Genomic DNA, 25,770 nt, shown 5'->3' on the forward strand with positions numbered 1-25,770 from the left:
TGGTTGCTCGGGACAAGAACTCAGCCCGTGGAGCCCGCCGGCCCGGACCCGCACGCCGCAGTGTGGTCGAAGACCGCCTCCCGCGGCCGGACCAGGGTGGCCACGGCGATCGACTGGAGGTGCGTGGTGCGCACGGCGGGCATGTTGGCCTCGCCGAAGATCCCGCCCGTCGCTCCCGTACCGCCGTTGTACGGAAGCAGGGGCAGGCAGCCGATGTGCGAGTCGTTGACCTTCAGCATGCCGCCGTTGACCACCTCCTCGCAGAACCGCTCGACGACCCGCTCGTCCCGGCTCCACAGGGAGTTGCGCAGGCCGTAGCGGTTGGCGTTGAGGAAGCCGATGGCCTCCTCCAGCCGGACCGGCGCCTCGGGCACGACCACGCACAGCAGCGGGAAGAAGGTCTCCTCCCGGAAGGCGCGCAACCGGGCGGCCCGGGCCAGCCCGTCCACCCGGACGACCGCCGGGCGGATGAACGGCCCCTGCGCCGCGGGCTCGTCGTCCACGTCGACGAACTCCCCGCCGCACAGCAGCTCCCCGCCGGCCGCCAGCACCTCACCGAGGAACTCGGTGAACTCCGCCCGCTTCACCACCGGGCTCAGCACCGTGCGCCGGTCCTCCGGCGGACCGGGCCGGATCTCCCGCACCTGCTCCATCAGCTCCTTCAGCAGCAGGTCGGCCACCTCCGGATGCACGATGGCGAACTTCGGGGTCATACAGATCTGCCCGGAGCCGTAGTAGCGCTCGCACAGGGCCCGCGCGGCGAGATCGGCCTCGGCGTCGTGCCACACCAGCACCCCGTCGTTGCCCGACAGTTCGAGTACGGGCTTCTTCCCCGCGGCCACGCACTCCCGCTCCAGCTTGAGGCCCTGCTCGGAGCCGCCGAAGAAGACGAGGTCGTCGCAGTCGGGGCTGTCCAGCCACTGGCGCACCACGGCGCGGGCATGGGTGCAGACCACGTTCAAGGTGCCGGGCGGGGCGCCGATCCGCTCCAGGAGCGGGGCCACGATCTCCCGGTAGACGAAGCTGATGCCCAGCGGGGCGGTGGGCGGCGCGTTGACGACCAGGCTGTTGCCCGCGGCGAGCGCCAGGACCCCGTAGAAGGAGTTGGAGGTCGGGGCGTTGCGCGGCGGGCTCAGGCAGACCACCCCGTCGGGCTTGCGGACCATACGGGTACGGCGGCCGGCCGCGGTCCGCTCGGGCTCCCGCAGCCGCCCGGCGAAGTCGGCGACGGAGTCCGGGTGGAAGGAGGCGGTCACGGAGTCCAGCTCCCAGGCGGCCAGCCGTACGGGGTGCCCCTCGGCGACCAGCAGCCCGGTCAGCTCCTCGCGCCGCCCGACCACGGCCCGGTGGACTCCGTGGAGCAGCTCCAGCCGGTCCGCGAGCGGGATCCGTGCCCATCCCGGCTGGGCGGCGCGGGCGGCGGCCAGGGCGCGCAGGCCCTGCCCGGGGGTGGACATGGCGACGCGGCCGGCCAGCAGCCGGTCGTCGTACGGCAGCTCCTCGCCCCGCTCCAGCCGGGCCTTGAGCCCGAGCACCTCGAAGGGCTCGCGGAGCAGCTGCCCCACCCGGGGCCAGTAGACCCAACGGGTGCCGGGCTCCTCGGCGCCGTTGACCCATACCTCGTAAGAGTGCATCCACAACTTCCTAGCGGGATAACGGGAGTTCGTGATCACGCAGGAGATTACGCTACGTGCACGCAAGACCCCGCACCGTAGCCGTGAGAGGCACTTGAAATGACGAACGACCTGCTCGACCGCAAGCTGGACCGCGCCTTCGCCCACCTGGACGTCAACGAGGACCAGGTGATCGACGAGCACGACATCATCGGGCTCGGCTCCCGCCTGCTGTCGGCCCTCGGGGAGCCGGCGACCTCCCCCAAGGCGACCCAGGTGATGGGCGGGCTGGTCGACTTCTGGCAGGAGCTCTTCACCGAGCTGGACCTGGACCGGGACGGGAAGGTCACGCCGCAGGAGTACAAGCAGGGCATGACGCGCCTCTTCCAGAACGGCGGCGCGGCCTACGACAAGTCGTTCCGGCCGATGGCGCACGCGATGCTCCTGGTCGCCGACAAGGACGACGACGGGCGGATCAGCCCCGAGGAGTTCCAGAAGGCCCAGTCGGCCTTCGACACGAAGCTGAGCCGCGAGGACACGGACGCGCTCTTCGCCCGGATCGACGCGGACCACGACGGGTTCCTCTCGGTGGACGAGCTCCTCGGCGCGGTGCGGGAGTACTACACCGGCACCGAGGAGGACGCCCCGGGCAACCTGCTCTTCGGCGAGCTCTAGCCCCCGGAGCTCTGGCCCGGGGAGCTCCGACCCCGGGCGCGGCTTAACCGGAGACCCGCGTTCCGTCAAGCCGCGAGATGTCGGGGCGTGACTCCGCTCGGCCGGCGGGGCGTACTGGAACGAACCCCCAGCAGCCCCGCTGACCAGAGGAGAGCAGTCATGAACCACGTTTCCAGGAAGCCGCGCCTCGTCCTGTTCGCCGCTTCGGCAGCCATCGTCGCGGGCGGCGTGCTCGCGCCGGCGGCCGCGTTCGCCGCCACCCCCGCGAGTTCGCACGCGGTCAGGGCGGACGACACCGGCAACGAGTCCACCCTCCTGCTCCGCACCGACTCCGACGAGGGCCGGATCCGCACGGATCAGCCCGCCGAGGACAGCCCTGGAAAGTGGGGCAAGGGAAAGCACGGTAAGCGCCCGGGCAAGCACTCTCCCGAGAGCCCCCCGGTCTTCCAGGCTCCCGACAAGCCGGAGTGGCAGTGCGTGGCCGCCCCCTGCGGGCCGCCCGAGCACCTCGACGACACGGCGTTGGGATACCCGACCGTCCCCAACAACGCGAGGACGTGAGGTCGACGCAGGAGCACACCGGAGCCCCGGGTCCGCACGACGGACCCGGGGCTCCGGTGCGCGTACGAGGAGACGCGAGCAGCGCTTTTACGCGAGGCCACTCCCGGCGTCAAGCCCCGAATGCGAGTGGCGTGACGCGGATCCCGCCATCGGGTTTATTTGAAGTACGCCCTCACCGGGAACTCCCGGAAAGTCAAGAGGGCAGGAAATCACCCGGATCATTCCGCCGGAAGAGATTCCCGAATCCCCTTCCCTTTCCGAATGGAGAACGACCATGTTCAAGATCCTCTCGACCCGCCGCATCGTCCTCGCCTCCGCTTCCGTCGCCCTGCTGGGCGGTGGCATCGCCCTCCCCGCCACGGCGATGGCCGCTCCTTCGGTCGCCCCGCAGCACGCCGTCTCCGTCCTCCAGGACGACAGCGCCGACGGCATCGGCACTGGTGGCGACGCCAACGCCGAGAACACCACGGTCGGCGGCACCTCCCGAGGCGGCGACGCCAACAGCGGCGTCGGCAACTGCAAGGGCAAGTGCACCATCACCACCGGCAACGCCCGGGGCGGCGACTCCAGCGCCGACGCCATCAACAGCGGCGACGCCACCGCCGTCGGCGGCGACGGCACCGGCACGGGCGGCAACCTGAACAAGGTCAACAAGCAGACGGTCAAGAACCAGCTCAAGCAGGACCTCAAGGCCAAGCTCGGCAAGTAATCACCCCGGACCCTTCCCGCTTTTCCATCCCACCCCCTCCCTCCCCCCTTCTTTTCTTTTCCCCCGAATGGAGAACCGTCATGTTCAAGATTCTCTCGACCCGCCGCATCGTCCTCGCCTCCGCTTCCGTCGCCCTCCTGGGGGGTGGCATAGCCCTCCCCGCCACCGCCATGGCCGCCCCGGCCACCGCCCCGCAGCACGCGGTGTCCGTCCTCCAGGACGACAGCGCGGACGGCATCGGTACCGGTGGCGACGCCAATGCCGAGAACACCACCGTCGGCGGCGACTCCCGAGGCGGCGACGCCAACAGCGGCGTCGGCAACTGCAAGGGCAAGTGCACCATCGACACCGGAGACGCCCGGGGCGGCGACTCCAGCGCCGACGCCATCAACAGCGGCGACGCCACCGCCGTCGGCGGCGACGGCACCGGCACGGGCGGCAACCTGAACAAGGTCGACAAGCAGACGGTCAAGAACCAGCTGACGAAGGACCTCAAGGCGAAGCTCCACTAGTGAGCCCAGCACGCCACCCAGCAGAACGGCGCCCCCCGGGAATCCCGGGGGGCGCCGTCGTGTGCCCGCTGTCAGGCGTTGCCGCCCGTGGCGGTCGCGTCACCGCTCACCGCGGTCGCGTCGCCGGAGTTGATCGCGTCGGCACTCGCGTTGCCGCTCGTCGCGTTCCCGGTGGTGATCGTGCACCTGCCGATACACGTGCCCACACCGGAGGTGGCGGGGCCCGAGGTGGCCGTGCCGCCGACGGTGGTGTTCTCGGCGTTGGCAGAGCCGCTGACGGCACTGGCGTCGCCGACCCTGCGGTCGCCCCCGCCGCCCTCGTCCCCGCCCCGCACCGTCTTCCCGGTCGAGCTCGCGGCCGTGTGGCTGCTACGGCTCAGTACGTCGGCGGTCACCGCCGTGTTGACGCTGTCGAAGCAGAGGCCGTTGCACCGGTTGGAGGCCCCGTCACCCACCGCGGTGTTGGTGCTGGTGCCGCAGAGGCCCGAGCACTCGTTGAACGCACCCGCCCCGACCGAGGTGGTGGTGCTGTCGCCGCACAGGCCCGTGCACAGGCCGGAGGCGCGGTCGCCCACGGCGGTGTTGGTGCTGTCGCGGCACAGGCCCGTACAGCTGCCGGAGGCACCCTCGCCCGTGGCGATGTTGTTGCTCCCCTGGCAGAAGCCTTCACAGGCTCCGGGGGAAGCTGCGCCCACGAGGGCGCTGATGCTGCTGTGGCCGTAGTACGGGGCCGCCGGTGCGGCCATCGCGGTCGCGGGCAGGGCGAAGCCGCCGGCCAGTGCCACGGAAGCCGTGGCCAGCACGATGCGACGGGTCCAGGAACGCTCGTTCATCGGAAATTCTCCGGGATTCGTGTGCGGAGTAATTCGACTGTGGCCAAGCGTGCGCGCGCCGAGGCCGCCGGTCAGATACGTCCGGTGAGATACGGACGCGGGGATCCCCTGGGGTTTGGTCGGGCCGACGCTATCGCGCGGATCCCCCCACCGTACGGATTCACCCGAACACGGCGTGTTGCCCAACCTCGGGGGTCGCGGGTGGGGCTGGCGAGGATTACCAAAATCGACCAGGTGCGTCAAGCCCCGAATGCGAGTGGCGTGACGCGGATCCCGCGATCGGGTTTATTTGGAGTACGCCCTCACCGGGAAGCACCGGAAGAAGCAGAGGGCAGGGAATTCCCCCTCGGATTCCCGAATCCCCCTTCTTTTCCGAATGGAGAACGGCCATGTTCAAGATTCTCTCGACTCGCCGCATCGTCCTCGCCTCCGCTTCCGTCGCCCTGCTGGGCGGTGGCATCGCCCTCCCCTCCACGGCGATGGCCGCCCCGGCCACCACCCCGCAGCACGCGGCCTCCTTCGTCCAGGACGACAGCGCGGACGGCATCGGTACCGGTGGCGACGCCAACGCGGAGAACACGACCGTCGGCGGTGACTCCCGAGGCGGCGACGCCAACAGTGGCGTCGGTAAGTGCAAGGGCAAGTGCACCATCACGACCGGAGACGCCCGGGGTGGCGACTCCAGCGCCGACGCCATCAATACAGGCGACGCCACCGCGGTCGGCGGCGACGGCACCGGTACGGGCGGAAACCTGAACAAGGTCGACAAGCAGACGGTCAAGAACCAGCTCAAGAAGGACCTCAAGGCCAAGCTCGGCAACTGAGCCCAGCCACCACCTCACACAACGGCGCCCCCGGGAATCCCGGGGGCGCCGACGTGCGCCACAGCCCTTCCCGACCACCAACGGGAATTACCAAGATCTACCATCTACGTCAAGCCCCGAATGCGAGTGGCGTGACGCAGATTCCGATATCGGGTTTATTTGAAGTACGCCCTCACCGGGAAACACCGGAAAAGTCAGAGGGCAGGGAAAACGCCCCGAATCCCTTTCCCCCCTCTTTTTCTTTTCCGAATGGAGAACGACCATGTTCAAGATCCTGTCGACCCGCCGCATCGTCCTCGCCTCCGCTTCCGTCGCCCTGCTGGGTGGTGGCATCGCCCTCCCCGCCACCGCGATGGCCGCCCCGCAGCACGCGGTCTCCTTCGTCCAGGACGACAGCGCGGACGGCATCGGGACCGGCGGTGACGCCAACGCGGAGAACACCACGGTCGGCGGCACCTCGCAGGGCGGCAACGCCGACAGCGGCGTCGGGAGCTGCAAGGGCAAGTGCACCATCACCACCGGCAACGCCACGGGCGGCAACTCCAGCGCCGACGCCATCAACAGCGGCGACGCCACCGCCGTCGGCGGCGACGGCACCGGCACGGGCGGAAACCTGAACAAGGTCAACAAGCAGACGGTCAAGAACCAGCTCAAGAAGGACCTCAAGGCCAAGCTCCACTGACGAAGCCAGACCCCCACACACAACGGCGCCCCCGGGAAACCCGGGGGCGCCGTTCTCATGCCGCGGACCTACGCCGCCGCGGCCGGCTCGTCCTCGCCCGCGAAGGTGCGCCACAGCTCGGCGTACCGGCCGCCCCGGGCCAGCAGCTCGGCGTGGGTGCCGTCCTCCGCGACCCGGCCGCGGTCCATGACGACGACCCGGTCGGCGCGTGCGGCCGTGGTCAGCCGGTGCGCCACGACCAGGGTGGTGCGCTTGCCCGCGAGCCGGTCGGTGGCCTGGTTGACCAGGGCCTCGGTGGCCAGGTCGAGGGCGGCGGTGGCCTCGTCGAGCAGCAGGACGTCGGGGTCGACGAGCTCGGCGCGGGCCAGTGCGATCAGCTGGCGCTGGCCGGCGGAGAGGTTGCGGCCGCGCTCGGTGACGGTGTGCAGGTAGCCGCCGTCCAGCGTGGCGATCATGGCGTGAGCGCCGACCGCGTGCGCGGCGGCCTCCACCTCGGAGTCGCTCGCCTCGGGCCGCCCGTAGGCGATGGCGTCGCGGACCGTGCCCGGGAAGAGGTAAGGCTCCTGGGGGACGACGCCGAGGCGGTGGCGGTAGCCCGTGAGGTCCAGCTCGCGCAGGTCCACCCCGTCGGCGGTGACCCGGCCGGCGGTCGGATCGTAGAACCGGGCCACCATCTTGACCAGCGTGGACTTGCCGGCTCCGGTCTCGCCGACGAAGGCGACGGTCTGGCCGGCGGGGATGCGCAGGCTGATCCCGGTGAGTGCCTGCTCCTTCTCCCCGCGCTCCTCGGCCGTGCCGTAGGAGAAGTGGACCCCCTCGAAGGCGATCTCGCCGCGCAGCTCGGGGACCGGGCGGGGGTCGGCCGGGGCCGGGGTGCTGGTGGGCTCGCGCAGCAGGCCCTGGATCCGGCCGAGGGAGACGGTGGCCTGCTGGTAGCCGTCGAAGACCTGCGAGAGCTGCTGGACGGGGGCGAAGAACAGGTCGATGTAGAGCAGGTACGCGACCAGCGCGCCCGTGGTGAGCGTGCCGGCCTCCACCCGCCCGGCGCCGACGATCAGTACGGCGGCAGCGGCCCCGGAGGACAGCAGCTGCACGAAGGGGAAGTAGACGGATATCAGCCACTGGCCGCGGACCCGGGCCTCGCGGTACGAGTCGCTGCGCTCGGCGAACCGGACCGCGCCGGCGCGCTGGCGGCGGAAGGCCTGGACGATGCGCAGTCCGGCCACGGACTCCTGGAGGTCGGCGTTGACCAGCCCGACCCGGTCGCGGGCGAGCTCGTAGGCGGCCACGGACTTCCGGCGGAAGAAGACGGTGCCGATGATCAGCAGGGGCAGCGTGGCGAAGACGATCAGCGCCAGCTCCACGTCCAGGACGAGCAGCGCGACCAGGATGCCGAAGAAGGTGAGGACGGAGACGACGGCGGTGACGAGCCCGGTCTGCAGGAAGCTGGACAGGGCGTCCACGTCGGTGGTCATCCGGGTCATGATCTTGCCGGTCAGCTCGCGCTCGTAGTAGTCGAGGCCGAGGCGCTGGAGCTGGGCGAAGATCTTGACGCGCAGGGCGTAGAGCACGCGCTCGCCGGTGCGGCCGGTCATCCGGGTCTCGGCGAACTGCGCGGCCCACTGGGCCAGGACCACGCCGAGCGCGAGGAGGGACGCCGCCCAGACGGCGCCGAGGGCGGCCGCTTCGACGCCCTGGTCGATGCCGTGCCGGATCAGGATCGGCAGGAGCAGTCCGGAGCCCGCGTCGAGGGCGACGAGGCCGAGGGATATCGCGAGCGGGGCCCAGAAGCCGCGCAGCAGGCGGCCCAGGTTGTAGCTGTCCTCGGCGGACGCCGCGCGGGTCTCGTCCACGTCGGGGGTGTCTTCGGCGGGCGGCAGCGCGGCCACCTGCGCGAGCAGTTCGGGGGTGGCGGACATCCCGGCGGGGGCGGCGGTCTTGTCTTCCGCCTCCTCCAGCCGCCGCCAGAGCTCGGGGGTGATCCCGCCGGCCACCCGGCGCTTGGCGTTGACGGGCTCGGAGTCGATCTCGGCTTCGAGCTCGATGCCCCGCTCGAGATCCCGCTCGAACTCCTCCATCGCAGGCGCCTCGGGCGTCCGCGGGGAGCCGGCGCCGAGCGCGTCCGGGTCGGTGAGCAGCCGCCGGTACAGGGCGGAGCGGCGCTCCAGCTCCTCGTGCGTACCGACGTCGGAGAGCCGCCCGTGGTCCAGTACGGCGATCCGGTCGGCCAGCGCGAGCGTGGAGCGGCGGTGGGCGATGAGCAGGGTGGTGCGGCCCGCCATGACGGCGCGCAGCGCCTCGTGGATCTCGTGCTCGACGCGGGCGTCGACGGCGGAGGTGGCGTCGTCGAGGAGCAGCAGGCGGGGGTCGGTGAGGATGGCGCGGGCGAGCGCGATGCGCTGGCGCTGGCCGCCGGAGAGGGTCAGGCCCTGCTCGCCGACCTTGGTGTCGTACCCGGCGGGGAGCGCCTCGACGAAGCCCTCGGCCTGGGCGGCCCGGGTGGCGGCCCGGATCTGCTCGTCGGTGGCGCCGGGGTGTCCGTAGGCGATGTTGGCGCGGATGGTGTCGGAGAAGAGGAACGAATCCTCCGGCACGAGCCCGATGGCATCGCGCAGGGAGTCGTAGGTCAGTTCGCGGACGTCGTGGCCGCCGACGCGGACGGTGCCGCGGTCGGCGTCGTAGAAGCGCGGCAGCAGCAGCGAAACGGTGGACTTGCCGCTGCCGGAGGACCCGACGAGGGCGACGGTCTCCCCCTCGGCGATCGACAGGCTGAACCCGTCGAGCACGGGCCGCTCGGGGTCGTACCCGAACCGCACGTCGTCGAACTCGACGGTGGCGGACGCGTCGACGGGCAGCTCCTTGCTCCCCTCCTGGATCACCGGCTCGGTGTCGATGAGCTCGAAGACCCGCTCCGCGCCGGCGCGGGCCTGCTGGCCGACGGTGAGGACCATGGCGAGCATGCGGACGGGGCCGACGAGCTGGGCGAGGTAGGTGGAGAAGGCGACGAAGGTGCCGATGGTGACCTGCCCCTTGGTGGCCATCCAGCCACCGAGGGCCAGCATGGCGACCTGGGCGAGGGCCGGTACGGCCTGCAGCGCCGGGGTGTAGCGGGCGTTCATCCGGATCCCGCGCAACCGCCCGGCGAACAGCCGGCGGCCGGCGTCGCGGAGCTTGCCGGTCTCCTGCTCCTCCTGGCCGAAGCCCTTGACGACGCGGACACCGGTGACGGCCCCGTCGACGACGGTGGCGACGGCGGCGGCCTGGCTCTGGGCGTACCAGGTGGCGGGGAAGAGCTTCTTGCGGCTGCGCTTGGCGATGAACCAGAGGGCCGGGGCCATGAGCAGCGCCACGACGGTCAGCAGCGGCGAGAGCCACAGCATGATCCCGAGGGATATCCCGAAGAGCAGGAAGTTGCCGATGGTCATGGGCAGCATGAAGAGCAGCCCTTGGATCAGCTGGAGGTCGGTCGTCGCCCGCCCCACGACCTGCCCGGTGGACAACTCGTCCTGGCGGCGGCCGTCGAGCCGGGCGATGGTGTCGTACATGTCGGTGCGCAGGTCGTGCTGCACGTCGAGGGCGAGCCGCCCGCCGTAGTACCTGCGGATGTAGGTGAGTACGTACACGAGGACCGCGGCGCCTATGAGCATCAGGGCCCAGGGCGTCATGGGCTTGCTCTGGTCACCGATGACGTCGTCGAGGATCACCTTGGTGACGAGCGGCACGAGGGCCATGACGGCCATGCCGCCGAGCGATGACCCGAGGGCCAGCAGCACATTGGCCTTGTACCGCCAGGTGTAGGCGGCGAGCCGCCTCCCCCACCCCTGTTTGCTCCCAGCCGCCGTTTCCGCCGTCGCCGTAGCCACGTACTGCCTCCCCGTTCGTCCTGCCCTACCGGAAGCCCCAACGCTCCGACCGGCGGATTTCATCCCGCCGCAACAATTCGAACTGGGTTGCGCGGGTTCCGCGCGCGGTGCTGGTCCTACGGGGTCCTAGCGGGTCCTACGGGGTCCTACGAGGCGTCGAACTCGTACTCCAGTACATAGGCGGAGGCGTCGAGCACCATCTCGTTGACCTCGACCACCCGCCCATCACCGTCGAAGGCAGTACGGACGACCAGCACGACGGGCGTCCCGGCGGCCAGCCCGAGGCTCGAGCCCTCCTCGGAGGTGGGCATCCGCGACCGAACCTCCTCCCGGAACCGCGCGGGCTCATGCCCCAGCTCGGCGAGCCGGGCGTAGATCCCGCCGGGGCCGCTGTCGGCCTCGGCGACGGGCGTACCCGCCACGAGGGCGGCGTCGAGGTAGGAGGTCGCGAACATGACGGGCTTCCCGTCGAGCAGGAACCGGCGCCGCCGGACGCAGGCGGGCGCGCCGTCGCCGAGCCCGAGCACGTCGGCGACGGCCTCGGACACGGGTTCCTCGGTGACGCCGATGAACTCGACGACGGGGTCGCGTCCCTTGCCGTCCGCCGCCCAGATGGAGCCTCCCGCGCCCCACACCTCGACGGCCAGCCGCTGGATGCCGCGCCGCCGGATGCCGACGCGGAACTCACGAACGTAGACCCCGGCACCCTTGCGCGCTTCGGTCAGCCCCTCGGTCTGGAGGACGGCGAAGGCCTGCCGTGCCGTCATCCGGGCGACCCCGTACGTGGCCATGAGGTCGCTCTCACCGGGCAGCCGGTCCCCGGGCCCGTACTCACCGGAGGCGATGGCGTCCTTCAGCGCGGCGGCGATACGCAGGTACTTGGGCTGCCGTGCGGCGCCGTCGTTCGGCATGCGGTCCTCCCCGATCATCTCCCGACAGCCTAGGGGCGCATCGGGGCACGGGAGGCCGCGCGCCCGCGCAACACTCGCCAGCATCGGACATATCTAGATACCTATTGACGACCGATCGCGCGCTCGCTTCACTGATCTCAGGTATCTAGATAGGTGAGGTCTCATGACACTGCCCTGTGCTGCCAACGAGAACTACTGGCTCGTGCCCCGCAACACCCGCGCTCCGGGCCGGGCGCGCGCGCTGCTGCGCGAGCAGGCCACCGCGTGGGGCATCGGAACTCGGCCCGCCGAGGCGGCGGAGCTGCTGCTCTCCGAGCTGGTCACCAACGCCGTACGGCACTCGCGCGCACCGCAGGGCCGGGACCTCGGCATCCGGCTCGCCCGCTACGAGGGGCTGCTGCGCGTGGAGGTCGCCGACGCCGGCCCCGCCGTGAAGCTCACGCCCCAGGTGGTGGCGGACGCGGACGAGCGGGGCCGGGGCCTGGCGATCGTCGCGGCCCTGGCCGAACGCTGGGGCTGCTGCCCCCGGCGGCACGGCATCGGCAAGGCGGTCTGGGCCGAGGTCAGGGAGTAGGCAGCGGCTTCACCACGGGGGGCTTCGCCAACGGCTTGTTCTCGCAGCCGAGGGCTTCGGTGACGCGGCGGGCCATGAGGTAGGTGAAGGCCGTCTGCCGGTCCCTGGCCTCCTGGTCGATGTCCTCGCGCGGGATGTTGACCGTGAAGGAGCCGCTCGCCTTGAGCCACACCTCGTCCGACAGCGGTCGGAGATCTCCCGGCAGGGCGCACGGGAGGTACAGCCTGGATGCGATGTCACTGGTTTCGCCGGACGTGCCGTTCGCGTCGAAAGGAACGCCGCCGGGCAGCGGCGGCTCCTTCGGTGCGTCACGCGGGGCCCAGTTGACCTCGAACCGCACCCGTTGTGACTTTGCCTGCTGCGAAGGGACGTAGGCGCACACCGTGCGAGCACCGGTGTCCTTGCCCTGCGCCCTGCCACGCAGGTCCTCCGTCAGGTCGGTCGCCCGCTCGACGCTGGTGCCGTACGCCTCGGTCCGGTACTCGCCAGGACCGACGATCCGGCGGAGCGCCGCTCCCTCGGGCGAGTCCTCGACCACGTCGCACAAGTGATCCTCCGCGGTCTCCCGTGGCTCCCCGGAACACGAGGAGACCGCGAGGACACACGCGAGGGCAGCCATCGAGCGCCGCACTACCTTGCCGGCCTCACTGCCGGAGGTGCCCCCGCGCCGCTTCCCGACCGTCGTAGTAGCCACCATTCGCACTGTCCTTCGCCTCGCTGAACGGACCATTGCCCCTGATTCCCCGCTGATCGCCCCAGTCGTCAAGGAGCCCGTTCGTCGCGTCCATGCCCCTCCCCATGTTCTTGCTGGAGTCCTCCTTCATCTGCTGCTCGGCCTCGCTCGTGACCCCGTTCAGCCACTCGAACTTGGCCGAGTCGATGAGCGACCCGCCGAGTGTCCCCACGATCGGGATCTCGCCGATGAGGGCGTTCCCCACCGACGCAGTGTGTTCGGAGGTCCGTTCCGCCCACTCGACCTGGTCGTCGTGCTTGTCCATGTAGACGTCGGCACCGATGCCGTTGAGCGCGCCGGCAGCCATTCCGATTCCGGTGCTCCGGTGGTTCCACTCCGAGCTCGCTCCGTGCGTTGGATCCCCGTCGAAGGCCGGCGCAGTCGCGAGCCGGTCCGCCGAGTACGCCCGCTCCGCCTCGTAGATCAGCGCGAAGGCCGGGCCGTCGTCGGCGATGCCCCGCACCACGCGGACCAGGCTGCCCTGGCCGACCGCGATGTGCGCCTGGTCACCCGACCCGGCGATCGAGTCGCTTCCTCCGGAGCCGCCCAGGCTGGAGTCCTGGCCGCCGAAGATGAGGTGCGTGTCCGCGACGTAGTCGACCAGGGCCTTCGCCATCGGCTGGCGCAGGCCCTCCAGGTCCTTCGGGAACTCGTCGCCGCCCATTTCCTTGTCCAGCAGGCGGATCGCATCGTGCATCACCCGCGCCTGGCCCTCCGTGTGCGGGCCGGGCGGGCCGAGCTTCTCGCCGTCCACGTGGCCCGTGGCCGCCGACTGGATGGCCGCGCCGAGGCCGGACGTCTTGTCGCCCTCCATCTCGATCGGCTGGCCTACGCCCGTGGAGATCCAGGGGTCCGGCATGTCGCGGTCGGTGAGGAGGTACTTGAGGTGTTCGTTCTTGTTGCCCGGGGCTTCGGGGTCGAGGAAGTGCGTCGCCGCGTCCGGGTCCTTGGCCATGATGCCCAGGAGGCCGTCCAGGGGGTCCGAGACCAGGTTCGGGCGCTGGGAGTCGTACGCGTGGTCGTACATGTGGGGCTTCGACTTCTCGGCCTCGATCATGCCGTCGCCGAGGTCGTTCAGGAACTGCTTGCCGTAGCCGTCGCCGCGCTGCATCACGGTCACCAGGGACTGGTAGCCGTACGTCGGGCGCAGGCCGTCGGCGACCAGGGCCGGGCCCTGCTCCTTCAGGCCCGCCATGAAGGGCTTGTAGGCGTAGCTCTCCGGGTCCTTGGTGCCCGAGGCGATGGTTCCCGCGAGGCCCGTGCCGATGGACTCGTAGAGCTTCCTGTCGGCCGCCGAGGCGCCGCGTTCGTTGGAGGCCAGGTTGAGCTGGTCGGCGAGGTGGACCGTGTCCTTCGCGCCCAGCGCGTGCAGGTACGCCTGGCTGAAGTGGCTGTCCTTCGCGTTCTGCCGCAGGAGTTCGTCGTAGTGCTTGAGCTCGTCGGGGGAGGCGTCACCCGACTGGATCTTGTGGGTGAGGGCCAGGGCCTCCACCGCCTCCACATCGCCCACGGCCCGGGAGTTGAAGCCGAAGAGGGAGGTGCCGTCGGCTCCGGACGCGTTGAGCAGGGCGATCCGTACGTCCTCGTCGAACTCCGTGACCGCCTTGACGGTGTCCGCGATGCGCTGCGTCCAGGACCGCTCGACCTCCGGGAGGTCGGGGTCGTGGCAGATCGCGTTCGCGGCGGCCGCGTCCTCCTTGGAGAAGTCGTAGCTCGCGATGCCCGCGTCCGAGACCTTCATGCCGGCCTTCACCGCGTCGGCGACGGCGGAGGTCACCCGGCCCTTGAGGTCCGTGAAGCGGGCGTGCGCGTCGCGGAGCAGGGATTCCATGGCCAGTGCCTGGGTCTGCGCGGCGTCGAACTCCCGCCGGGTGATGGCGGCGTTGTTGCTCGCCGTCTGCGCGCTGCTGCCCATCCAGCCGTTTCCACTGGAAACGCTCTGGACTTCCTTCTCGTAGACGTCTTCCATCGTCTTGAACTGCGTCGCCATCGACTTCCAGCCGTCGGCGGCCGTCGTGAGGGCTCCGAGGTCGGTGGTGACGATCTCCTGGTAGGTCGGCATCGTGTCCCCGAATCCCCTACAGGCCTGCGAGCTTGGACGTGACCGGCTGGAAGCCCTGGCCCGTCAGCTGGTCGTTGCCGGTGAAGAGGTTCGAGGCACCGCGCAGGGCCGTCTTCTCCGAGCTGAGGCGTCCCATCAGGCGCTTGACCTGGTCGTCCCAGTGCGTGTGGGCCTTCGTCAGGCCCGTCGCGGTCTCCCAGCCGGCCAAGGCCTTGACCGCCGCGCTCGTCGGCTCGTCGGCGGCGTCCGCCGCCTTCGTCGTACCGGGCTGGAGGACGTTCTCGATGGTGTCGGCCGCCTTCTTCTTCTCGGGCGGGGCCGTCCCCAGGACTCCGGTGCCCGGCGCGGGCGCGGACCGCCTCTGCTGGGCCCACTGCTGCTCGAACGACACCGCTCCCCCAAGGATGTGCGGCCGGGACCGGCCCGGGCCAACCGGAATGACCGGTACCAACCTAACCCGGGCCGCGGTTCGCTCAGACGTGGGTGGGTGCGAACATCTTCAGCTTGGCCGGAAGGAGCAGGAGCGAAGGGCCCGGCGTCTTCAGGGCCTTGGCCAGGTCCTCGCGGAGGGACTCCGGGGTGGTCCTGGTCGCCGGAACGTCGAAGGAGGCGGCCAGGGCCACGAAGTCGGGGCGGGTCAGGCTCGTGCCCGTCTCGCAGCCGTACTCGCGCAGGATGCCGTAGCCGCCGTCGTCCACGATCAGCCAGGTGACGTCCAGGTCGTGCTGGCGGGCGGTGGCCAGGTCGGCGATCGAGTACATCGCGCCGCCGTCGCCGGAGACGGCCAGGACCGGGGTGCCCGGCTCCGCCACGGCCGCGCCGAGGGCGGCCGGGAAGGCATAGCCGAGGCCGCCCGCGCCCTGCGCCGAGTGCATGGTGTTGGGGTGCTTGGCGTCGAAGGCCGACCAGGCCCAGTAGGACAGGATCGTCATGTCCCAGAAGGACGGGGAGCGGGGCGGGAGAGCTTGGCGGACCGAGGTCAGGAGCTGCTGCTCCAGGGTCAGGTCCTGCTCGGCCAGGCGGGCCGCGATGTCGGCGAGGAGCAGGCGGACGCGCTCGGGTGCCTGCGGGTCGGGGCGTTCGGCGACCGTTTCGAGGAGGGCCTGCAGGGCGAGGCGGGCGTCCGCGTGGATGCCGAGGCCCGCGTGGTTGGACTCCAGCTTGCCGAGGTCCGCCTCGATCTGGACGACCCGGCCCTCCGGGAAGAACGTGTGGTAGTTCGAGGACAGTTCGCCCAGGCCCGAGCCGACCACCAGCAGGACGTCCGCGTCCTCCAGGAAGTCCGTCATGTGGCGGTCCTCCAGCCAGGACTGGAGGGACAGCGGGTGGGTCCAGGGGAAGGCGCCCTTGCCGCCGAAGGTGGTGACGACGGGGGCGTTCAGGCGCTCCGCGAGCTGCTTCAGCTTGCCCGCCGCGTCCGAGCGGATCACCCCGCCGCCCGCGATGATCACCGGGCGCTCGGCGTTCTCCAGCCAGTGCGCGGCCAGCGCGGTCAGCTCGGGGCGCGGGGCCAGTTCGTGCGGGGTCGCGTCCATGCCCGTGACCTGCGGGATGACGGTTTCCGCGCGCAGGACGTCTTCCGGGATCTCCACCCACACCGGCCCGTGCGGGGCGGTCAGCGCCGATTCCCAGGCCTCCGCGATCACGGAGGGGATCTGGGAGGGGGTCCGGGCGGTGTGCACGGACTTGACCACGTCCCGGAAGGAGGCCGACTGGTCGCGCAGCTCGTGCAGGTGACCGCGCCGGCCGCCGCCCAGGCCCGGGGTCGGGACCTGCGAGGAGATCGCCAGCACGGGCGCGGACGCCGCCGCCGCCTCGGCCAGGGCCGGGAGCGCCATGAGCGCGCCCGGGCCCGTGGACAGCAGGAGGGGGGCCGCCTCGCCGGTCATCCGGCCGTACGCGTCGGCGGCGAACCCGGCGTTGTTCTCCGTACGCAGGCCCACCAGGCGCAGGTCGGAGCGGCCGACCGCGTCGAAGAGGCCGAGCGCGTGCTGGCCGGGCAGGCCGAAGACGGTGGTGGCGCCGAGCGAGCGCAGCGTCTCCACGACCAGGTCCCCGCCCGTGCGCCCCGGCGGGGGCGCGAGCGCGGCCGCCTTCTGGGCTTCGGTGGGACGGAGTACCAGGTCGTGGTCGTGCGTCACTCGTGCGTGCCCTTCGGGTTGGCCTTCGCCTGCGCGCTGTGCCTAGCCGGCGTTGCGTGCCGCGGAGATCTGGCGGCTCATGATCGTGGTCAGCTCGTACGCGGTGTGCGAGGCCGCGACCGAGGTGATCTCCGCGTGATCGTACGCCGGGGCCACCTCGACGACGTCCGCCGAGACCAGGTTGCAGGAGGAAAGGCCGCGGATGATCTCCAGCAGCTCACGGGAGGTCATGCCGCCCGCCTCCGGGGTGCCCGTACCGGGCGCGTGCGCCGGGTCCAGCACGTCGATGTCGATGGAGATGTACAGCGGGCGGTCGCCGATGCGCTGGCGCAGCTGGTCCGCGACCTCGTCGGCGCCGCGCCGGTAGACGTCGGCCGAGGTGACGATGCCGAAGCCCATCTTGGCGTCGTCGTCCAGGTCCTGCTTGCCGTACAGCGGGCCGCGCGTGCCGACGTGGGACAGGGCCTCGGTGTCGAGGATGCCTTCCTCGACGGCACGGCGGAACGGGGTGCCGTGCGTGTACTCGGCGCCGAAGTACGTGTCCCAGGTGTCCAGGTGCGCGTCGAAGTGGAGCAGCGCGACCGGGCCGTGCTTCTTCGCCACCGAGCGCAGCAGGGGCAGCGCGATGGTGTGGTCGCCGCCGAGGGTCATCAGGCGGGAGCCGTTGCCGATCAGCTCGTCGGCGGCGGCCTCGATCGTGTCGACGGCCTCGTTGATGTTGAAGGGGTTCGCCGCGATGTCGCCGGCGTCGGCGACCTGCGCGAGCGCGAACGGGGAGGCGTCCTGCGCCGGGTTGTACGGACGCAGCAGGCGGGAGGCCTCGCGGATGGCGTTGCCGCCGAAGCGGGCACCGGGGCGGTACGAGACTCCGGAGTCGAACGGCACGCCGACGACGGCCACGTCGGCCTTGCCGCCGACCTCGTCCAGGCGGGGCAGCCGGGCGAAGGTCGCGGGGCCCGCGTAGCGCGGGATGCGGGAGGAGTCGACGGGGCCGCGCGGCTGCGTGCTCATGGGGGGCCTTCCGGGGAGGTGTGCGGTGCGGTCCTTCGAGCGTAAACGGACACCCCGGGTGGGCGAAGTGTACGTTTCATCCATCCAGCTCCTCTGATGTGTACGGAGTATCCACTCATGGAGGCCCCTCCCACCCCGCCCGTACCGCTCGCCCGGCTGCTCGCCGACCGCGAGCTGGGCCTACGGCACCTGGCCGGTCCCGCCGACGGCGAGGTGCACGGGGTGCACGCCTCCGAGATGGCGGACCCGTCGCCGTACCTGCTCGGCGGCGAACTCCTGCTGACGGCGGGCGAGGGCCTCGCGGTGGCGGAGGCCGGGCCGGCCGGGGCCTGGCCGGCCGGGGGGACGGAACACGGCGCGCTGATCGACGCCGGGGCGTACGTCGCGCAGCTGGTCCGGGCCGGGGTCGGGGCCGTCGGCTTCGGGGTGACGCCGGTGCACGGGACCGTACCCAGGGCACTGATCGAGGCCTGCGAACGCCACGGGCTGCCCCTGGTCGAGGTGCCGCCCGGGACCCCCTTCACCGCGGTCGGCCGGAGCGTGTGGCGGCTGATGGCACAAGCCCGGACCGCCGAACTCCGCCGGGTGACCGAGGCCCAGCAGTCCCTGGCGGCGGCCGCCGCCCGCCCGGACCCGGTCCCGGCCGTCCTGCGCCGCCTGGCGGCGGCCCTGGGCGGCTGGGCGGGGCTGCTCCCCACCGGCCCGCCGGACGCATCGGCGGCCACCGGGGCCTCCGCCGGAGCGGCGCCCGCCCCCGAGGTGCTCGACGTGCTCGACGGCCTCGCCCGGCGGGTCGCGCCCGGGTCCGCGGTCACCGCCACGGCCGCGCACGACGGGCTCCACCTCAGCGTCCACGCCCTCGGCGACGGGTGGGCCCTCGGCGTCGCCGCCCCGGCGCGGGCTCCCGGGGACCACACCGTCGCCTCGGTCGCGGCCGTCCTGCTGACCCTGCTCACCGCGCGCCGCCCGGCCGGGGCGGAGGCCGCCCTGACCCGGCTGCTGCTCGGCGGGGACCCGGCCGGGGCGCTGGGTCCCGGGCCCTGGTACGCCGTACACGCCCGCGGGACCGGGGACCCGCGGGCCCTGGCGGCCGCGCTGGGCACCGTACTGCTGGACCCGCGCGGGGATTCCGCGCACACGGGCTCCCCCCTCGCGGACTCCGTGCGCCTGCTCACCGACCGCGAGCCCGCCCCGCAGCCCGGATGGCGGCTCGGGGTCAGCGCGCCGGCCCCGGCCGGGGGCCTGCCCGGCGCCGACGCGCAGGCCGGGCGGGCCCTGGAGCGCGCCGAGGCGGCCCGTACCCTCCTGGCCCGCCACGCGGAGCCCGGCCTCGCGGGCCTGGTCGGCGCGGCCGAGGCCCGGGCCCACGCCGAGGCCCTGCTCGGCCCGCTCTCCCCCGCGCTCCGGGTCACCCTGCGCGGCTGGCTGGCCCACCACGGCAGCTGGGACCGCAGCGCGGCCGCGCTCGGGATCCACCGCAACACCGTCCGCCAGCGCATCGCCCGCACGGCCGCGCTCCTGGGCGGGGCCGACCTGGACGACCCGGACACCCGGATGGAGCTCTGGTTCGCGCTCCGCCACTCCGACGGCCCGGACGCCCCGTAGGCCGTGTCGCGGTGCGCGACGGGCGGGGTGACGCTGGGGACATGAACCGGCCCGACAGCCCCTCGGACCCCCCTCGATGGGGACCGCGCCCGCCCCAGCACCCGCCCGGGCAGTCCTACCCGTACCCGCCGCCGCCCCGGAGGCGCCGCCGCTGGCCGTGGGTGCTCCTCGGCCTGCTCCTGCTGTTGCTCGGCGGCTGCGCCGCCCTCTTCGCCGTCTTCGTCAACGAGGTGTCCGAGGAGGCCGCGCGGCCTGCCCGGATCACGTACGCGGCCACCGGTACGGCCTCGGGCCCGGTCTCCCTCACCTATTCGACCTGGCGCGACGGGAGCCTCTCCACCAGTCAGGTCGGCGCCGCGACCCTGCCCTGGAGCAAGGAGCTCACCACGAAGGGCTTCGTCAAGGGCGGCTCGCTCGTCGTGACGCTGGGCGCCGACGGCGGCACCGCCACCTGTTCGGTGACGGTGGACGACGACCCGCCCGTCACGGCCACGGCCACCGGCCCCTTCGCCTCCGCCGTCTGCGACGGCTTCTGACCGGCGTCCGGCCCCTCCGACCGGCTTCGGACCGGCCTCCGACCCGCTTCCGCACCGACGTGCCGGACCTCACTCTGGACAGCGCGACCAACTCGCCGGTAACTTAATCTGAGCAAGCGCTTAGATTGGGCGGCTGACTGCCGCGACGAAGGGAGTCGGCCGTGCGCCGTACGGTGTTCAACGAGGACCACGAGGCGTTCCGCGAGACCATCCGCGCCTTCATCGAGGCCGAGGTCGTCCCGGTCTACGACGACTGGTTCGCGGCCGGCCAGGCCCCGCGCGAGTTCTACTACAAGCTCGGCGAGCTGGGCATCTTCGGGATCAACGTCCCCGAGGAGTTCGGCGGCGCGGGCCTGGACACCCACAAGTTCGAGGCCGTCCTCTACGAGGAGACCTCCCGCGCGGGCGTCAACTTCGGCGGCTCCGGCGTGCACGTGCTGCTCGCCCTCCCCTACATCAAGATGCTGGCGAGCGACGAGCAGAAGAAGCGCTTCCTGCCGAAGTTCGTCTCCGGCGAGGAGATGTGGGCCCTGGCGATGACCGAGCCGGGCACCGGCTCCGACGTCGCGGGCATGAAGACCACCGCGAAGCTCTCCGAGGACGGCACGCACTACGTCCTCAACGGCTCCAAGACCTTCATCACGGGCGGCGTCCACGCCGACCGCGTGATCGTCTGCGCCCGCACCTCCTCCCCGAGCGAGGACGACCGCCGCTTCGGCATCTCCCTCTTCGCCGTGGACACCAAGTCCGAGGGCTACTCCATCGGCCGCAAGCTCGACAAGCTCGGCCTGCGCACCTCCGACACCGCCGAGCTGGCGTTCGTCGACGTGAAGGTCCCGGTCGAGGACCTGCTCGGCGAGGAGAACAAGGGCTTCTACTACCTCGGCGCCAACCTGCCGTCCGAGCGCTGGGGCATCGCCTTCGGCGCGTACGCGCAGTCCAAGGCCGCCGTCCGGTTCGCCCAGCAGTACGTGACGGACCGCACCGTCTTCGGCAAGCCCGTCGCGCACTTCCAGAACACCAAGTTCGAACTGGCCGCCTGCCAGGCCGAGGTGGACGCCGCCGAGGCCGTCGCCGACCGCGCCCTGGAGGCCCTGGACGCCGGTGAGCTCACCGCCGCCGAGGCCGCTTCCGCGAAGCTGTTCTGCACCGAGGTCGCGCACCGCGTCATCGACAAGTGCCTCCAGCTGCACGGCGGCTACGGCTACATGAACGAGTACCCGATCGCCCGCCTGTACGCCGACAACCGCGTGAACCGCATCTACGGCGGCACCAGCGAGGTCATGAAGTCCATCATCGCCAAGTCGATGGGCCTGTAAGGCATCTAGCCTTCCCCCATGAACGAGGCACTGACGACGCTCCTCGATCTGCTCGACCTCGAGCAGATCGAGGAGAACATCTTCCGCGGTACCAGTCGTTCCGCGCTGGTACCGCGGGTCTTCGGCGGCCAGGTCGCCGCCCAGGCCCTGGTCGCGGCCGGCCGCACCGTGCCCGAGGACCGCACCGCGCACTCGCTCCACTCGTACTTCCTACGAGCCGGGGACCCGGGCGCGCCCATCGTGTACTCGGTGGACCGGATCCGCGACGGGCGCTCCTTCACCACGCGCCGCGTCGTGGCCGTCCAGCACGGGCAGCCGATCTTCCACCTCTCCGCGTCCTTCCAGACGTACGAGGAGGGCCTCGACCACCAGACCGCGATGCCCGACGCCCCCGACCCGGAGACCCTCCCGACGGCCGCCGAGTCCCTCCCCCGCTACCGCGAGATCTTCCGCGACCCGGGCACGGTGGAACGCCTCATCGAGGCGCGCGGAGCCGTGGACCTGCGGTACGCGACGGTCCCGCCCTGGGGCAGCGTCGGCGAACCGGTCGAACCGCGCTCGCAGGTGTGGTTCCGTACCGCCGGCAAGCTGGAGAGCGACGACGCGCTCCTGCACACCTGCCTGGCCACCTACGTCTCCGACATGACCCTGCTCGACTCGGTGCTGCTCGCACACGGGAAGGGCGGATGGGCGGTGGGCGACGTGGTCGGTGCCTCACTCGATCACGCGATGTGGTTCCACCGCCCCTTCCGCGCCGACGAATGGCTGTTGTACGACCAGGAGTCGCCCTCGGCTGCCGCCGGCCGGGGCCTCGGCCAGGCCAGGATCTGGACCCAGGACGGCAGGCTCGCCGTGACGGTCATCCAGGAGGGCGTGGTGCGCGTCCCGCGCGCGTAGTACGGACGTCCGACGTACCGTCACACCATGTCCAGCAGCGATGCGATGGTGAACGGAAACGGAATCGACGACCAGGGCGAGAGCGTCGGCACGGTCGCCGTCGCCGTCGTCACGAACCTCGGCATCGCCGCGGCCAAGGCCGTGGGCGGGATCGTCAGCGGATCGAGCGCCATGCTCTCCGAGGCGGCGCACTCGGTGGCCGACACGGTGACCGAGGTGATGCTCCTGGCCGCACTGAAGCGGAGCGCGAAGCCGGCGGACGAGGCGCACCCGCTGGGCTACGGGCCGGAGCGCTACATCTGGGCACTGCTCGCATCGGTCGCCACCTTCATCGGCGGCGCGGTGTTCGCCGTCTACGACGGCATCCACACCCTCCTCCACGGCGAGGAACCCGGAAACCCGACCCTCTCCTACATCATCCTGGCCGTGGCCGCCGTCCTGGAGGGCTACTCCCTCCTGGTCGCCTGGCGCCAGGTCAAGGGCGAGGCCGCACGGATGCGGGCACCGCTGGGCCTGTACGTGAAACACACCCCGGACACGGCGGTGAAGGCCGTCCTCCTGGAGAACGTGGCCGCGCTGATCGGTCTGGCACTGGCGGCGGGCGGCCTGCTGGGGGCGCAGCTCACGGGCTCGGGCGTGTACGACGGGGTCGCCTCGCTCCTCATCGGACTGCTGCTGGTGTGGGTGGCGTGGGAGCTGGGACGCTCGAACGCGCAGTACCTGATCGGGCGGCCGCTGCCGGAGAAGATGCGGGCGGAGGTACGGGAGGAACTCCTGTCGGTGCTGCACATCGAGGCCGTGCTGGAGCTGACCACGCTGGTCCAGGGGCCGTCGGAGGTGCTGATCGCCGCGAAGATCGACTTCCACGACCTGGCGTCCGCGGCGCAGGTGGAGGCGGCCTGCGAGATCGCCGAGGCCCAGCTCCGGGAACGCTTCCCGGCGATCCGCCGGGTGTACTTGGACCCGACCCCTTCGCCGTCCGCGGCATGAGAACGGCGCCCCCGGGTTTCCCGGGGGCGCCGATGTCTGAGGGGTCAGTGGAGCTTGGCCTTGAGGTCCTTCTTGAGCTGGTTCTTGACCGTCTGCTTGTTGACCTTGTTCAGGTTTCCGCCCTTGCCGGTGCCGTCGCCGCCGACGGCGGTGGCGTCGCCGCTGTTGATGGCGTCGGCGCTGGAGTTGCCGCCCGTGGCGTTGCCGGTGGTGATGGTGCACTTGCCCTTGCAGCTCCCGACGCCGCTGTCGGCGTTGCCGCCCTGCGAGGTGCCGCCGACCGTGGTGTTCCCCGCGTTGGCGTCACCGCCGGTGCCGATGCCGTCCGCGCTGTCGTCCTGGACGAAGGAGACCGCGTGCTGCGGGGCGGCCATCGCGGTGGCGGGGAGGGCGATGCCACCACCCAGCAGGGCGACGGAAGCGGAGGCGAGGACGATGCGGCGGGTCGACAGGATCTTGAACATGGTCGTTCTCCATTCGGAAAAGAAAAAGAGGGGGGAAAGGGATTCGGGGCGCTTTCCCTGCCCTCTGACTTTTCCGGTGTTTCCCGGTGAGGGCGTACTTCAAATAAACCCGATATCGGAATCCGCGTCACGCCACTCGCATTCGGGGCTTGACGTAGATGGTAGATCTTGGTAATTCCCGTTGGTGGTCGGGAAGGGTCGTGGCGCACGTCGGCGCCCCCGGGATTCCCGGGGGCGCCGACGTGTGGGGTGGTGGCTGGGCCTAGTTGCCGAGCTTGGCCTTGAGCTGGTTCTTGATCGTCTGCTTGTTGACCTTGTTCAGGTTTCCGCCCTTGCCGGTGCCGTCGCCGCCGACCGCGGTGGCGTCGCCGGTGTTGATGGCGTCGGCGCTGGAGTCGCCACCCCGGGCGTCTCCGGTCGTGATGGTGCACTTGCCCTTGCACTTACCGACGCCACTGTTGGCGTCGCCGCCTCGGGAGTCACCGCCGACGGTCGTGTTCTCCGCGTTGGCGTCGCCACCGGTACCGATGCCGTCCGCGCTGTCGTCCTGGAGGACGGACACCGCCTGCTGCGGGGCGGTGGCCGGGGCGGCCATCGCCGTGGCGGGGAGGGCGATGCCACCGCCCAGCAGGGCGACGGAAGCGGAGGCGAGGACGATGCGGCGGGTCGAGAGAATCTTGAACATGGCCGTTCTCCATTCGGAAAAGAAGGGGGATTCGGGAATCCGAGGGGGAATTCCCTGCCCTCTGCTTCTTCCGGTGCTTCCCGGTGAGGGCGTACTCCAAATAGACCCGATGGCGGGATGCCCGTCACGCCACTCGGATTCGGGGCTTGACGGAGATGGCCGATCTTGATAATTCCCGGAGCGGGGCCGCCGACAGGGAGGACGAGGGGCCGGGAGGCGTCGCGGGCGTGGCGTACCCCGCGGAGGTCACGCGGAGCCGGTCAAGTACAGGAAGGGTCGGAGACGACGCGCCGACAGGCACGGTCTCCCAGTCGGATCACGGGGCGTCGAAAACTCCGTGATCCTGGAAGTCCGTGCCTGTTGCGTTCCCGGCCCGCTCAAGCCGGCAGACCATTGCGAACCGGACAGCATGGAACTACGCCGAAGCCCTGAGCCAGACCCTGAGCAGGTTCGCCGCGACCACCTCGGCGACCTGGACAGCGTTGAGGGCCGCGCCCTTTCGCAGGTTGTCGTTGCTGATGAAGAGGATGAGGCCACGCCCCTCCTCAACGCTCTGGTCCTGGCGAATCCGGCCCACGAAGCTGGCGTCCTGGCCGCACGCCTGGAGCGGGGTCGGAATGTCGGACAGCTGGACACCGGGGGCACGCTTGAGCAGCGCGGAAGCGCGTTCAGCGGAGATGGGACGGGCAAACTCCGCGTGCACCGCGAGGGAGTGGCCGGTAAAGACCGGGACCCGGACACAGGTCCCGGCGACACGCAGCGAAGGCAGGCCGAGAATCTTCCTGCTCTCATTGCGCAGCTTCTGCTCCTCGTCGGTCTCCGCGGATCCGTCGGTCACGATCGAACCGGCCATCGGCACCGCGTTGAAGGCGATGGTTCTGGCGAACTTCACCGGAGGCGGGAAGTCCACCGCCGCCCCGTCGAGCGCCAAGCCGGCTGCTCCCTCGATCGCCCCGCTCACCTGAGACCTGAGCTCTTCCACTCCGGCGACCCCGCCGCCGGACACCGCTTGGTAGGTGCTCACAGTGAGCCGCACCAGACCGGCCTCGTCGTGCAGCGGCTTGATCACCGGCATCGCGGCCATCGTCGTGCAGTTGGGGTTGGCTATGATGCCGCGCCGCGCCTCGGACACAGCTTCCGGGTTGACCTCACTGACCACCAGTGGCACATCGGGATCCATCCGGAACGCCGAGGAGTTGTCGATGACGACGGCTCCGGCCGCCGCGAACCGGGGTGCCAGTCGCAGGGCTGTTGATCCTCCGGCGGAGAAGATGACGATGTCCAGGCCGGAAGGGTCTGCCGTTTCGGCGTCTTCCACCACGATGCTGCCGTCGCCCCAGGGAAGCCGCAGACCCGCCGATTTCGCGGAGGCGAAGAAGCGCAGCTCTCCGATCGGGAAATCACGCTGCCGAAGGATGCTGCGGATCACTACTCCGACTTGCCCGGTCGCGCCCACTACGCCGACTCGGAGACCTTGAGTGGCCATTACTGCCCTGCTTTCTTGTCTTGGGTTCGAACTGGGCACTCGTGAGATCAGCGGGACCCGGGGCTCCGGGTATGGCTGTCATGG

Annotated in this window: 24 protein-coding genes; 12 read left to right on the plus strand and 12 right to left on the minus strand. The window is 71.1% G+C overall.

Annotated features, from left to right (window positions below; translation table 11 throughout):
- Nucleotides 1-20: 20 nt before the first annotated feature.
- A complete protein-coding gene (locus OG435_RS17285) occupies nt 21-1,634 on the minus strand; it encodes an aldehyde dehydrogenase family protein (protein WP_266877739.1) in 1,614 nt (537 codons plus the stop codon).
- A gap of 99 nt (nt 1,635-1,733) precedes the next feature.
- On the opposite strand from OG435_RS17285, the gene OG435_RS17290 reads away from it, so the two are divergent.
- The 4 genes from OG435_RS17290 to OG435_RS17305 all read left to right on the plus strand — a co-directional run bounded on the left by OG435_RS17290 (nt 1,734) and on the right by OG435_RS17305 (nt 4,070).
- The gene (locus OG435_RS17290) at nt 1,734-2,288 is read left to right on the plus strand and encodes an EF-hand domain-containing protein (RefSeq protein ID WP_266877740.1); all 555 of its coding nucleotides are present in this window, start codon (nt 1,734-1,736) and stop codon (nt 2,286-2,288) included.
- Nucleotides 2,289-2,447: 159 nt separating this feature from the next.
- Complete coding sequence (locus tag OG435_RS17295) at nt 2,448-2,849, plus strand: hypothetical protein (protein WP_266877741.1); 402 nt, start codon at nt 2,448-2,450, stop codon at nt 2,847-2,849.
- A gap of 274 nt (nt 2,850-3,123) precedes the next feature.
- Nucleotides 3,124-3,558 carry a hypothetical protein gene (locus tag OG435_RS17300; protein ID WP_266877742.1) on the plus strand — a complete coding sequence of 145 codons (435 nt, stop codon included), beginning with the start codon at nt 3,124-3,126 and terminating at the stop codon, nt 3,556-3,558.
- Between the two features lie 80 nt (nt 3,559-3,638).
- Nucleotides 3,639-4,070 carry a hypothetical protein gene (locus OG435_RS17305; RefSeq protein WP_266877743.1) on the plus strand — a complete coding sequence of 144 codons (432 nt, stop codon included), beginning with the start codon at nt 3,639-3,641 and terminating at the stop codon, nt 4,068-4,070.
- Between the two features lie 71 nt (nt 4,071-4,141).
- Here OG435_RS17305 and OG435_RS17310 read toward each other — a convergent pair whose 3' ends face one another.
- The gene (locus OG435_RS17310) at nt 4,142-4,903 is read right to left on the minus strand and encodes a hypothetical protein (protein WP_266877744.1); all 762 of its coding nucleotides are present in this window, start codon (nt 4,901-4,903) and stop codon (nt 4,142-4,144) included.
- A gap of 389 nt (nt 4,904-5,292) precedes the next feature.
- On the opposite strand from OG435_RS17310, the gene OG435_RS17315 reads away from it, so the two are divergent.
- Together OG435_RS17315 and OG435_RS17320 are read left to right on the plus strand one after the other, a co-directional pair.
- Nucleotides 5,293-5,727 carry a hypothetical protein gene (locus OG435_RS17315; RefSeq protein ID WP_266877745.1) on the plus strand — a complete coding sequence of 145 codons (435 nt, stop codon included), beginning with the start codon at nt 5,293-5,295 and terminating at the stop codon, nt 5,725-5,727.
- 262 nt (nt 5,728-5,989) lie between these two features.
- Nucleotides 5,990-6,409 (plus strand): hypothetical protein, encoded by a 420-nt coding sequence (locus OG435_RS17320; RefSeq protein ID WP_266877746.1) that lies wholly within the window; start codon nt 5,990-5,992, stop codon nt 6,407-6,409.
- Nucleotides 6,410-6,477: 68 nt separating this feature from the next.
- Here the strand turns inward: OG435_RS17320 and OG435_RS17325 are convergent, their stop codons facing one another.
- Together OG435_RS17325 and OG435_RS17330 are read right to left on the minus strand one after the other, a co-directional pair.
- A complete protein-coding gene (locus OG435_RS17325; RefSeq protein ID WP_323187838.1) occupies nt 6,478-10,335 on the minus strand; it encodes an ABC transporter ATP-binding protein in 3,858 nt (1,285 codons plus the stop codon).
- 83 nt (nt 10,336-10,418) lie between these two features.
- Complete coding sequence (locus OG435_RS17330) at nt 10,419-11,183, minus strand: GntR family transcriptional regulator (protein WP_266877748.1); 765 nt, start codon at nt 11,181-11,183, stop codon at nt 10,419-10,421.
- Nucleotides 11,184-11,346: 163 nt separating this feature from the next.
- Between OG435_RS17330 and OG435_RS17335 the strand changes: the two genes are divergently transcribed.
- Complete coding sequence (locus OG435_RS17335; RefSeq protein ID WP_266877749.1) at nt 11,347-11,757, plus strand: ATP-binding protein; 411 nt, start codon at nt 11,347-11,349, stop codon at nt 11,755-11,757.
- Here the strand turns inward: OG435_RS17335 and OG435_RS17340 are convergent.
- From OG435_RS17340 to speB, 5 genes are all read right to left on the minus strand, one after another.
- The gene (locus tag OG435_RS17340; RefSeq protein ID WP_266877750.1) at nt 11,747-12,304 is read right to left on the minus strand and encodes a hypothetical protein; all 558 of its coding nucleotides are present in this window, start codon (nt 12,302-12,304) and stop codon (nt 11,747-11,749) included. The genes OG435_RS17335 and OG435_RS17340 overlap by 11 nt on opposite strands.
- A 97-nt stretch (nt 12,305-12,401) precedes the next feature.
- Nucleotides 12,402-14,552: a DUF6571 family protein gene (locus OG435_RS17345; protein WP_266877751.1), complete on the minus strand. Its 2,151-nt coding sequence runs from the start codon at nt 14,550-14,552 to the stop codon at nt 12,402-12,404.
- Between the two features lie 16 nt (nt 14,553-14,568).
- Entirely contained in the window at nt 14,569-14,943 is a 375-nt protein-coding gene (locus OG435_RS17350; protein WP_266877752.1) for a hypothetical protein, read from the minus strand.
- An 82-nt stretch (nt 14,944-15,025) separates the two neighbouring features.
- Nucleotides 15,026-16,693 (minus strand): thiamine pyrophosphate-binding protein, encoded by a 1,668-nt coding sequence (locus OG435_RS17355; protein ID WP_266877753.1) that lies wholly within the window; start codon nt 16,691-16,693, stop codon nt 15,026-15,028.
- Nucleotides 16,694-16,735: 42 nt separating this feature from the next.
- Nucleotides 16,736-17,704, minus strand: coding sequence for an agmatinase (gene speB, locus OG435_RS17360; RefSeq protein ID WP_266877754.1), 969 nt, complete (start codon nt 17,702-17,704; stop codon nt 16,736-16,738).
- A 117-nt stretch (nt 17,705-17,821) separates the two neighbouring features.
- Here speB and OG435_RS17365 point away from each other — a divergent pair, with 117 nt between their 5' ends.
- The 5 genes from OG435_RS17365 (at nt 17,822) to OG435_RS17385 (ending at nt 23,051) form a co-directional block, all read left to right on the plus strand.
- Nucleotides 17,822-19,309, plus strand: a complete 1,488-nt coding sequence (locus tag OG435_RS17365) for a PucR family transcriptional regulator (RefSeq protein WP_266877755.1) — start codon at nt 17,822-17,824, stop codon at nt 19,307-19,309.
- 41 nt (nt 19,310-19,350) lie between these two features.
- Complete coding sequence (locus OG435_RS17370; RefSeq protein ID WP_266877756.1) at nt 19,351-19,845, plus strand: hypothetical protein; 495 nt, start codon at nt 19,351-19,353, stop codon at nt 19,843-19,845.
- A 161-nt stretch (nt 19,846-20,006) separates the two neighbouring features.
- The gene (locus OG435_RS17375) at nt 20,007-21,164 is read left to right on the plus strand and encodes an acyl-CoA dehydrogenase family protein (protein ID WP_266877757.1); all 1,158 of its coding nucleotides are present in this window, start codon (nt 20,007-20,009) and stop codon (nt 21,162-21,164) included.
- An 18-nt stretch (nt 21,165-21,182) separates the two neighbouring features.
- Nucleotides 21,183-22,061, plus strand: coding sequence for an acyl-CoA thioesterase II (gene tesB, locus OG435_RS17380; protein ID WP_266877758.1), 879 nt, complete (start codon nt 21,183-21,185; stop codon nt 22,059-22,061).
- A gap of 27 nt (nt 22,062-22,088) precedes the next feature.
- The gene (locus tag OG435_RS17385; protein WP_266877759.1) at nt 22,089-23,051 is read left to right on the plus strand and encodes a cation diffusion facilitator family transporter; all 963 of its coding nucleotides are present in this window, start codon (nt 22,089-22,091) and stop codon (nt 23,049-23,051) included.
- Between the two features lie 44 nt (nt 23,052-23,095).
- Here OG435_RS17385 and OG435_RS17390 read toward each other — a convergent pair whose 3' ends face one another.
- From OG435_RS17390 to OG435_RS17400, 3 genes are all read right to left on the minus strand, one after another.
- Nucleotides 23,096-23,515, minus strand: coding sequence for a hypothetical protein (locus OG435_RS17390; protein ID WP_266877760.1), 420 nt, complete (start codon nt 23,513-23,515; stop codon nt 23,096-23,098).
- Between the two features lie 262 nt (nt 23,516-23,777).
- Nucleotides 23,778-24,200 carry a hypothetical protein gene (locus OG435_RS17395; protein WP_266877761.1) on the minus strand — a complete coding sequence of 141 codons (423 nt, stop codon included), beginning with the start codon at nt 24,198-24,200 and terminating at the stop codon, nt 23,778-23,780.
- A gap of 415 nt (nt 24,201-24,615) precedes the next feature.
- Nucleotides 24,616-25,686 (minus strand): aspartate-semialdehyde dehydrogenase, encoded by a 1,071-nt coding sequence (locus OG435_RS17400; protein WP_266877762.1) that lies wholly within the window; start codon nt 25,684-25,686, stop codon nt 24,616-24,618.
- Nucleotides 25,687-25,770 lie beyond the last annotated feature (84 nt).

Source organism: Streptomyces sp. NBC_01264 (genome assembly GCF_026340675.1).
In the GTDB taxonomy this organism is placed as follows: Bacteria; Actinomycetota; Actinomycetes; order Streptomycetales; family Streptomycetaceae; genus Streptomyces.